The 3939-nt window shown below is 70.7% G+C and carries 1 protein-coding gene and 2 pseudogenes; all 3 read left to right on the top strand.

The window, feature by feature from the left end; translation table 11 throughout:
* A pseudogene (locus tag AB0442_RS41950) lies at positions 1 to 99 on the top strand (ATP-binding protein); the annotation flags it as partial.
* 371 nt (positions 100 to 470) lie between these two features.
* The gene (locus tag AB0442_RS41945; RefSeq protein ID WP_366168775.1) at positions 471 to 3863 is read left to right on the top strand and encodes a nitrate- and nitrite sensing domain-containing protein; all 3393 of its coding nucleotides are present in this window, start codon (positions 471 to 473) and stop codon (positions 3861 to 3863) included.
* Positions 3864 to 3873: 10 nt separating this feature from the next.
* Positions 3874 to 3939, top strand: a pseudogene (locus AB0442_RS41940) (roadblock/LC7 domain-containing protein); the annotation flags it as partial.

The raw sequence follows: 3939 nt of genomic DNA, 5'->3' as shown, positions 1-3939 counted from the left end.
GACACCCCCATCATCACCCTCGACGCCCGACGCCGGGACAGCGCCAAGAGCGCCCTCATCACCCTCGTCGAGCACGCCCTCCTGGCCCGCCTCCGGTAGGACAGGAACCCAGGACGGATGATGCAGCGCGCCCGCTCCGGTGCCCCCACGGGCACGGGAGCGGGCGCGCGTTTCTCCGTCGATAACAGTTCGGTAGGCATTTCGAGATCAACAGCGACACAGTGTGAGGTTCTCGATCCACTGTGCACTGTCGACCTTCCACTTGCTCCACAACTGTCCCTAAATGTCCGATTTATTCGGCACATCTCGGGTACGGAGAGCTGTTTGTCCCGCATCCCTCCACGTGCTGAAATTCCAGCTACCCCGTAGTCACCCCATATGGCAGTTCCACCCAGCAGCGGGCTGCGGCCGGCGGGGGTAGCCGCTGGATTGATTCATGGCCGCACCATCGGCCGAGAGGTTGTTGTCGAGTGAGGCGTAAGCAGCCAGACACCCCGCAGCGGCGGTCCGAGCCCCGCCCGAACGAGCAGGGAACCGGCGGTCAGGCACCGGCCGGCTTCTCCGCGTTCACGGCGGCCGAGGACCGGCCGCAGGCGCGCGGCGCCGCCGGCCCGCCGACCCAGATACTCAGCGGCCCGGGCAACCGCCCGGGCGGCGCCGCGGGGCCGACCGGCACGTCCGGCGCCTCCGAGGCCGCAGGCAGCGAGGGCGGCGGCCGGTACGAGTTCCTGGCCCCCCGGAACTGGCGCGTGCCGACCCGTCTGGTCGCCATCCTGCTCGTGCCGGTCATCATCGGCCTGGTCTTCGGCGGCCTGCGTGTCAACACCTCGCTGGACGACTTCCACAAGGCCGACCGTGCGGTGAAGACCGCGAAGCTCGCGCACGCCGCGACCGACCTCGCGGACGCCCTGGAGAACGAGCGCGACCTCTCGATCGTGCCGATCCTCACCGGCTCCGACCCGCAGGGCCGGCTCGGCGAGCTCCGCAAGAAGACCGACGACGCCCTCAAGGCGTACAACACGGCCTACGGCAAGATCTCCGACGACGACACGCTCAAGCGCCGCGACGCGGCCTTCCAGCAGCTCGTCGTCTTCCTGCCGCACCTGCGCGAGAACGCCTACAAGCCCGAGCTGCTCGCCTCGGCCACCCAGGCCGCCTACTCGGTGATGTTCGCCCCGCTGCTGGCCATCGACAACTCCGTCGGCTTCGGCTCCTCCAGCGTCACCAGCAAGGGCCGCGCGATCTACGCCATGTCGCTGGCGAAGGCCTCCGCCTCGACCCAGCGCGCGCTGATGGTCAACCTGCTCGCCGGCATCGCCCAGGGCACCGTCACCAAGTACGAGAACCAGGAACTGATCATCTCGCTCCTGGTGGCGAGCAAGCTCGAGACGACCGCCATCAGCGAGTTCTCCACCGGCTCCACCGCGGACGACGCCAAGGTCTACGCCGACGCCCTGGTCGCCCAGGCCGCCGCCGACCAGCGCGCCCCGCTGCGGATGCCCGACAACCAGAGCATCCCGACCGTCAACGGCCTGATGAACATCGGCCTGGCCTACTCCGACGCCGCCATGCGCGGCCAGCAGGACGGCAAGGAGGCGGCGGAGCGGCTCTTCGAGAGCGCGAAGAACGCCGGTCTGACCGTTCAGAACTGGAACCAGGCCGCCGCCGGCCACATGAACGCCCTGCGCGCCACGGAATCCGCCCTCCTCAACGAGGTCGTCGGCGACGCGCAGAACATCAAGGACCGCGCCCAGACGGACGCCTTCCTCAACTCCGGCATCGTGATCGCCGCGCTGGCGCTCGCCGGTCTGCTCACCGGCTTCATCGCCCGCTCGATGATCCTCGGCATGCGCACCCTGAACACCGCCGCGCTGGACATCGCCAACCACCGTCTGCCCGACCTGGTCGAGAAGCTCTCCAAGACCGACCCGGACCGGGTCGACACCTCGGTCGAGCCGATCCCGCTGCGCGGCAAGGACGAGATCGGCGAGGTCGCCCGCGCGTTCGACCAGGTCCACTCGCAGGCGGTGTCGCTCGCCGCCGAGCAGGCCCTGCTCCGAGGCAACCTGAACGCGATCTTCTCCAACCTGTCGCGCCGCAGCCAGAGCCTGATCCAGCGCCAGCTGGCGCTGATCACCGACCTGGAGAACAACGAGGCCGACCCGGACCAGCTGGAGAACCTCTTCAAGCTGGACCACCTCGCGACCCGCATGCGCCGCAACGGCGAGAACCTCCTCGTCCTCGCGGGCGAGGAGCCCGGCCGCCGCTGGAACACCCCCGTCCCGCTGGTCGACGTGCTCCGTGCCGCCGCCTCCGAGGTGGAGCAGTACGAGCGCATCGAGCTCGCCGGCATCCCCGAGGCCGAGGTCGTCGGCGCCGCCGTGACCGACCTCGTCCACCTGCTCGCCGAGCTGCTGGAGAACGCCACCACGTTCTCCAGCCCGCAGACCCGCGTCCTGGTCAACGCCACCCGCCTGCCGGACGGCCGCGTCCTCGTCGAGATCCACGACAAGGGCATCGGCCTCACCGCCGACGACTTCGCGGAGATCAACGAGAAGCTGGCCGAGCCGCCCACGGTCGACGCGACCATCTCGCGCCGCATGGGCCTCTTCGTGGTCGGCCGGCTGTCCCAGCGGCACGACATCCGCGTGCAGCTGCGCCCGTCGGGCGAGTCCGCCGGCACCACCTCGCTGGTCATGCTCCCGGTCGGCCTGACCCAGATGAACGCCGCGCCGGAGCCGGAGGAGCAGTTCACCGTCTCCCGGATCTTCTCCGAGCAGGAGCCGACCCAGGCCTGGCAGGACGACTGGAGCCAGCGCAGCGCCGCCGAGCTCGGCTTCGACGACCACCTGACCGGCACCGGCAACGGCGGCTTCAGCCCCGCGCTGGAGTCCATGCAGCGCTCGCAGCGCCGCCGTGCCGCCGCCATCGAGGCCGGCCCGCACGACGAGGTCATCGACGCCGAGGCGGTCGAGACCACCGAGGCCCCCTACGCGGACGAGTACCAGCCCCAGGGCTACGAGCAGTCCGGCTACCAGGACCAGGGCTACGGCCAGGACCAGTACGCGCAGGACGGCTACGACCAGTACCAGGGTCAGTACGACCAGAACGGCTACCAGGAGCAGGGCTACGGCCAGGACGGCTACGACCAGTTCCAGGGTCAGTACGACCAGAACGGCTACCAGGGCATCCCGCAGCAGCAGGGCGCCCAGGACGACGCCTACCAGTCGTACGGCTACGAGGAGCAGTACGGGGCCGACCAGCCCGCCGGACACCCGTACGGGGCCGACGAGCAGCCCGCGCTGCCCCCGGCGGCCACGGCCGGCGGTCTCCCGCAGCGCCGGCCCGGCCAGCAGCTGGCCGGCGGCGGCGGCGGTGCCGGTGCCTTCGGCGGCGGCGACGAGAAGCCGAACTGGTTCGCCGGCGCCAAGGACACCTCCGGCCCCGCCGGCGAGAACCGCGGCCACGACGTGTCCGCGCTCGGCGGCTACGGCCCGACCGGCCCGACCGCGTCGAGCGCCTGGCAGTCCGCCAACGACGGCGGCTGGCAGCGGGCCGAGCAGGTCCGCGAGCCCTCGTCCGCCGGCACCACCCAGGCCGGCCTGCCGCGCCGGGTGCCCAAGCAGAACCTCGTGCCCGGCAACGCCAAGCCGACTCCGCAGGAAGGCCCGCAGGTCTCCCGCAACCCGGAGGAGGTCCGCGGCCGCCTGACCAACCTGCGCCGCGGCGTCGAGCAGGGCCGCAGCGCCGGCGGTGACCCGGGGGCCACCGGCAGCTTCCGCTTCGACCCGAACCAGGGTCGCGGCAGCAACCAGAACAGCAGCACCGATCTCTTCGGCGGCTCGAACCACCAGGAGCGTTGAGTTGAGTCAGATGAGCCAGGCCGCACAGAACCTGAACTGGCTGATCACCAATTTCGTGGACAACACCCCCGGGGTG

The organism is Kitasatospora sp. NPDC085895, from assembly GCF_040702125.1.
In the GTDB taxonomy this organism is placed as follows: Bacteria; Actinomycetota; Actinomycetes; order Streptomycetales; family Streptomycetaceae; genus Kitasatospora; species Kitasatospora arboriphila.
Note: the sequence above shows the minus strand (reverse complement) of the source record. Positions and strands in the feature narration are given on the sequence as shown.